This is a genomic window from Shewanella hafniensis (genome assembly GCF_019655335.1).
Taxonomy (GTDB): Bacteria; Pseudomonadota; Gammaproteobacteria; order Enterobacterales; family Shewanellaceae; genus Shewanella; species Shewanella hafniensis.
The window spans coordinates 1-5175 of the sequence record NZ_BPFD01000140.1; the positions used below are offsets into that span (position 1 = coordinate 1).

Annotated in this window: 4 protein-coding genes and 2 pseudogenes; 4 read left to right on the plus strand and 2 right to left on the minus strand. The window is 46.3% G+C overall.

Going from position 1 to position 5175, the window contains the following annotated elements; translation table 11 throughout:
• Nucleotides 1-143: pseudogene (locus tag K5Q99_RS21260) on the plus strand (ISAs1 family transposase); the annotation flags it as partial.
• Between the two features lie 19 nt (nt 144-162).
• Here the strand turns inward: K5Q99_RS21260 and K5Q99_RS21265 are convergent.
• A pseudogene (locus K5Q99_RS21265) lies at nt 163-708 on the minus strand (SLC5/6 family protein); the annotation flags it as partial.
• Between the two features lie 256 nt (nt 709-964).
• On the opposite strand from K5Q99_RS21265, the gene K5Q99_RS21270 reads away from it, so the two are divergent.
• Genes K5Q99_RS21270 through K5Q99_RS21280 form a run of 3 tightly spaced genes read left to right on the plus strand, consistent with a single transcriptional unit; the run spans nt 965 to nt 3357 of the window.
• Nucleotides 965-1348 carry a RidA family protein gene (locus tag K5Q99_RS21270; RefSeq protein ID WP_220592380.1) on the plus strand — a complete coding sequence of 128 codons (384 nt, stop codon included), beginning with the start codon at nt 965-967 and terminating at the stop codon, nt 1346-1348.
• A 24-nt stretch (nt 1349-1372) separates the two neighbouring features.
• Complete coding sequence (locus tag K5Q99_RS21275) at nt 1373-2647, plus strand: L-cysteine desulfidase family protein (protein ID WP_220778058.1); 1275 nt, start codon at nt 1373-1375, stop codon at nt 2645-2647.
• A 50-nt stretch (nt 2648-2697) separates the two neighbouring features.
• Entirely contained in the window at nt 2698-3357 is a 660-nt protein-coding gene (locus K5Q99_RS21280; RefSeq protein WP_113939392.1) for a helix-turn-helix transcriptional regulator, read from the plus strand.
• A 51-nt stretch (nt 3358-3408) separates the two neighbouring features.
• On the opposite strand, the gene K5Q99_RS21285 is transcribed toward K5Q99_RS21280, so the two are convergent.
• Entirely contained in the window at nt 3409-4998 is a 1590-nt protein-coding gene (locus K5Q99_RS21285) for an RCC1 domain-containing protein (RefSeq protein ID WP_220778059.1), read from the minus strand.
• Between the last annotated feature and the right edge of the window lie 177 nt (nt 4999-5175).

A 5175-nucleotide genomic window follows, 5' to 3' on the forward strand; every position in this document is an offset into this window, starting at 1 on the left:
CCATGCTTAGGCAAATATCACTGAATATGCTTAGGGCTGAACCTTCTAAAGGAAGCATTCCAGCGAAACAGAAAAGAGCTTGGATGAAACCTGAATATTTAGAATCGGTTCTATTAGCAGGGTTGCAGCTGGACGAATTTTAAACACTCATGCGGTTGCCCTGATCAATAACCCTAACACAGCCACAACACCCAGCTTAGTCAGCACCATAAAAGTGGAGATCTTAAACAGTAGATTTTCACCGCGGGAGGCTAAGGCAACTAAGCCGCAGATTAAGGCTAAACCATAAAAAGGATTTTCTGACAATAACGCTTTGGTGACCCCAAAACTTTGCAAAAATGAAGCACTGTCGTTTGTAATGGCCGTTGAATAAACGAACACCCAAATGACCAGCATGATGAAGTACAAGCCGCCCAACAGCATGCCCCAGTTTTTACCTAAGTAACCCGAAATCACACTCGGGTAATCCTTACACTCAGGCGATTCGGCTAAGGTATTGATAAACAACCGTTGAAACATATACATGGCAGGATAGCCAATAATGCCAGACAGTAAAAACACCCATAACCCCATTAAACCGACCTGCACAGGCAAAAACACGATCCCCGCGCCAATCGCCATTCCAATACTCATGATAATCCAGCCCCAATCCGTACTATCGAAGCGGGTATCTGCTTTCCACTGTGCAGCAGTAATTGTTGCATCCATTATTTCACCTTTACCTTGTTGCTATCATTTTATGCAAATATATTTGAACAAAATAAACTCAGCAATCAAAATACTCAACTTTTGTTGAACAAAGAGTTAACGCTCACAACTTGACTGAAAACGAGATAAATAGCGCACAAACCGCAGTGACAAATGAAATTCATTAAAAAATAATTGCAATAAAACATAAAAATACAAATAATGTTGCACATACGCCGACCTAGGCATTCAATTTTATTTGCAAGTTGGAGAGACAATGAAAACTATTATTCATGCAGAACGTGCTCCCGCGGCCATTGGCCCTTATTCACACGGTACGAGCTATGGCAATCTCATCTTCACCTCTGGCCAACTGCCCGTTTGTAAAGAGAAAGGCGGCGTGGTTGACGGTGGGATCACCGCACAATCGATTCAATCGCTAGACAATCTCAAATACGTGCTTGAAGCGGGCGGTGGTAGCTTAGACACGGTTCTCAAAACCACTTGTTATCTTGCTGAGATCAGTGACTTTGCCGCCTTTAACGAAGTGTATAAAACCTATTTTAAAACCGACTGCCCTGCACGTAGCTGTTTTGCGGTGAAGGATCTTCCACTAGGCGTTAAAGTGGAAGTTGAAGCCATAGCACACGTTAACATTTAAGCATTAACATAAGGTTGTAAGCTGATGAAACCCCAATGGCAGCAGTATATTCGCATCATCAAACAAGTGGTTAAGCCCGCATTAGGCTGCACTGAGCCCATCGCCGCTGCTTACGCCGCCGCCGTCGCCCGCGCCTTGCTGGGTGTTGAACCCGATTCAATTGCAGTACAAGTGTCTGACAATCTTTATAAAAACTCCATGGGTGTGTTTGTGCCTGGCACAGGCAAAATCGGTCTGGCAATTGCCGCTGCAGCAGGCGCCATTGCGGGTAATCCTGATGCGGGCTTAGAAGTATTGGCCGTGATCACGCCAGAACAAGTCGCCAGAGCACAGGCCCTTATCGATGCGGGCAAAGTGACGGTTGAGCGCACCGAAACAGCTGAATTTATCTATTGTTGTGTCATCGCGAAAAAAGGCGACCGCGAAGCCCTAGTGAAAATCTGCGGCGGCCATACACTGATCGCCGAGAAGCGCCTCAACGGCAAATCCGTCTTCAGTGTCGATAGCACGCAAGCTAAAGCCACTGGTTCCATCTGTGAAGGCGTGGATATCACTATCGAGTCCATTTATCGCTTCGCCGAAGAAGTCCCCTTCGAAGAGATCAAATTCATCCTCGAAGCCTCTGAGCTAAATGGCAAATTATCCGATGAAGGCATGGCGAATCCCTATGGGCTGGAAGTCGGCCGCACCATGAAAAGCGGCATAGCCGCGGGCATTATCGGTGAAGACTTACTGAACAAAATCGTCATGTTAACTGCTGCAGCATCCGATGCTCGCATGGGCGGGGCAAACTTGCCCGCCATGAGTAATCTTGGCAGTGGTAATCAAGGCATAGCGGCAACTATTCCTGTGGTATTGACGGCACAATGTTATAAGGTTTCGGAAGAAAAACTCGCCCGCGCCTTGATTATGAGCCATCTAGGGGCGATTTATATCAAGTCCCATTACCCACCGCTGTCGGCATTTTGTGGCAATACAGTCACCAGCGCAGCCGCTTCTATGGCTATGGTGTATTTGGCGGGAGGTTCGTTCGAACAATCCTGTTTCGCGATTCAAAACGTGATCAGCGACAGCTCGGGCATGGTGTGTGATGGCGCGAAAGCCTCCTGCGCCATGAAGGTCAGCACGTCATCTAGTGCGGCCGTGCGCTCATTTTTGATGGCGCTCAGTAGTCACAATGTCTCCGGCCAAGGTATTATTGCTACCGATGTTGAAAAAACCATTAAAAACATTGGCAAAATGATCCTCAATGGCATGTCATCCACAGATGTCACTATTATCGATATTATGTCGGCATAATGATTTTAACCCGCTGAATAATAGCGGGTTAATAACTAAAGGTTGAAATTGTGAAACTGCAAGATTTAACGCAAAGTGATCTGGATATTCTGAAATCGATCGAAAATATCGTCGATGGCATCGCTGCCATGTATGGTCAACACACAGAAGTGGTATTGCACAGCCTAGATGCGAAACATCCGTCTGTAGTCAAAATTGCCAATGGCCATGTCACAGGCCGTGAAGTGGGTGCGCCGATAACCAACCTTGCCTTGCTTAAACTCAAGACAGGTCAGGATATTTCTAACTCTTACCTAACGAAATGTGCCAATGGTAAGACGCTAAGATCGATTACGACTGTGATCCGTAACAGTAAAAATCAACCCATAGGGTTACTGTGTATTAACAGCGACATGGATGCACCACTGCAATCAGTACTGCGCACTATGATGCCAGAGCAACTCCTTGGCAGCGAACTGACCAGCTCGCCCGAGGTGTTTGCCCGCAATATCGATGAAGCGCTCCATAGCACTATCGACAGTGTGAACCATGAGGTTCGCGCGAATCCCGCGATTTCTCCTTCACAGAAGAGTCGCGAAATCGTCAATCAATTGCATGAGTTAGGGATTTTCGAACTCAAGGACAGCGCGCAAGTCGCTGCCACTCGATTGGGGATTTCGGTACATTCCATTTATCGCTATCTGCGGGAAATCAAAGCCAATCAAGCTTAATTGCGTACATGATTGAATCAACGGGCTGAAATGAAATATTCCAGCCTCGTTTTAATATGACATATCAGCATCAGCTTCACCGCCACTCCCTAACAGATCCCACGTCAAAACTTTACCATCAGAAGTGAGCGCTATCATGTTTGATATGTTGCCACGCACCTCAATGACATCGGTTAGATCAATATCTTGTTTTTTAGCATGCCAACTCAGTCCGCCAAATTGCCAAACAGAAAGGCTCCCATCACGTCGCTTAGCGGTAAATCCCATAACACTTGGGATAAGCTCGATAACCTCAGAGACCCCTAGCTTAGGTCCCACGCTATCCTCTACTACAGTGCCATCCGCTTTCAACGCAGCATAACTCTGATTTAACGTAACCACTTGAACTACATCTGTAATCTCTTGCATCATAGGTTCACCACTTAAATCCTCTGCTCCTTGCCAACCTATTAATGTGCCATCCTCTCGCAGCGCAACAAACCCCGTATCTATCGCATATAGTGCGCGTACATGTTGCAACTTGTTTTGCACGGCCGAAGCATTACCGCCATGGCGTTTATGACCCCAAACTACAACATCGCCATTCGCTTTTAACGCAGCATAAGCGCCATCATTAGCTACAATATCAATGACTTTTTCTTGGCTATTAGCAGGCGAGTTCGCTAAGGCTAACGGAAAAAGTACACGACTCTCTGGCAAAAAACCTTCCCCCCACGCATAGACTCTTCCATCGGCCATTAATGCAGTAAAACCAAATACTGAATGAACAACTTTGGTAACTGCCGTAAACTCACTGAGTCTAGCCAGTTGTCTTTGGCTTTCTTGACCATCATTGACGCTCCCCCAAGACATTAGTTCCCCGTTTTGAGTCACGGCAGTAAAGGCACTTGGCGCCGCATAAACAGCTTTAATATTCTTAAGTTTTGCGGCAAGGTGTTGACTATTACCACCGTGATAGGCCGAACCCCAGGTCACCACAGTGCCATCCTGTAGTAACGCAGCAAATGCTGCATCATTGATACTCACACTCTGCACATTCTTCAACGCTGGCGCTGAATAAATTCCGTGATTTAATTCATCCAAAGACCCATCCACGATAGACCAACTGATGACGCTGCCATCTCGTTTTATGGCGGCAAACAGATCATCACGCATTACAAAATCTGCCACTTGCGTGAATTTATCTTTAAGTAATGCTGGTGCATCCCCCATATCCCAAATCACCAGTCGATGGTCTTGGGTTAATGCCGCAAAACCACACCCAGAATCCGAAGCAAATATAGTTTTGACATTAACCAATTCAGCCGCCACTGCGCTATGGTCGCCACCGCACTGACGATCGCCCCATGTCACCACGCTGCCATTCTGCCGAAGTGCCGCAAAAGCACCTTTATTACTGTAAATATGGCGGACGTTCTCGAGGGAGTTGTCAGTAGTGAGATTGGTATCATCGGCTTGAGCATATTGGCCATATTGAGATGCCTTGCTCTGTGGCCCAAATTTTTGCAGAGTATTCTCCATTTGCGCCTGTTGCTCAGCCGAAAGCACGACCTCTTTTTTACCGATATTGTTGCTAATCACATGAGTTAACGCGAAGAAAGCGAGCGCGGCGCCCGCCCATGAAACGGTATTCTTATTCACAAAACATCCTTATCGTAACGACAAACTCATACTGAATTTATACAGGTGCCTCAACCAAAGGCACACCTCTGCAAAGGCTAAGTATTGTACAAAAAAACCATGAAAATTAAATATCTGATGCCTTTTGGGCAAAAACAACAAAGCAGCGAAGGCTCGCTGCTTTGATAGGGAAAACCT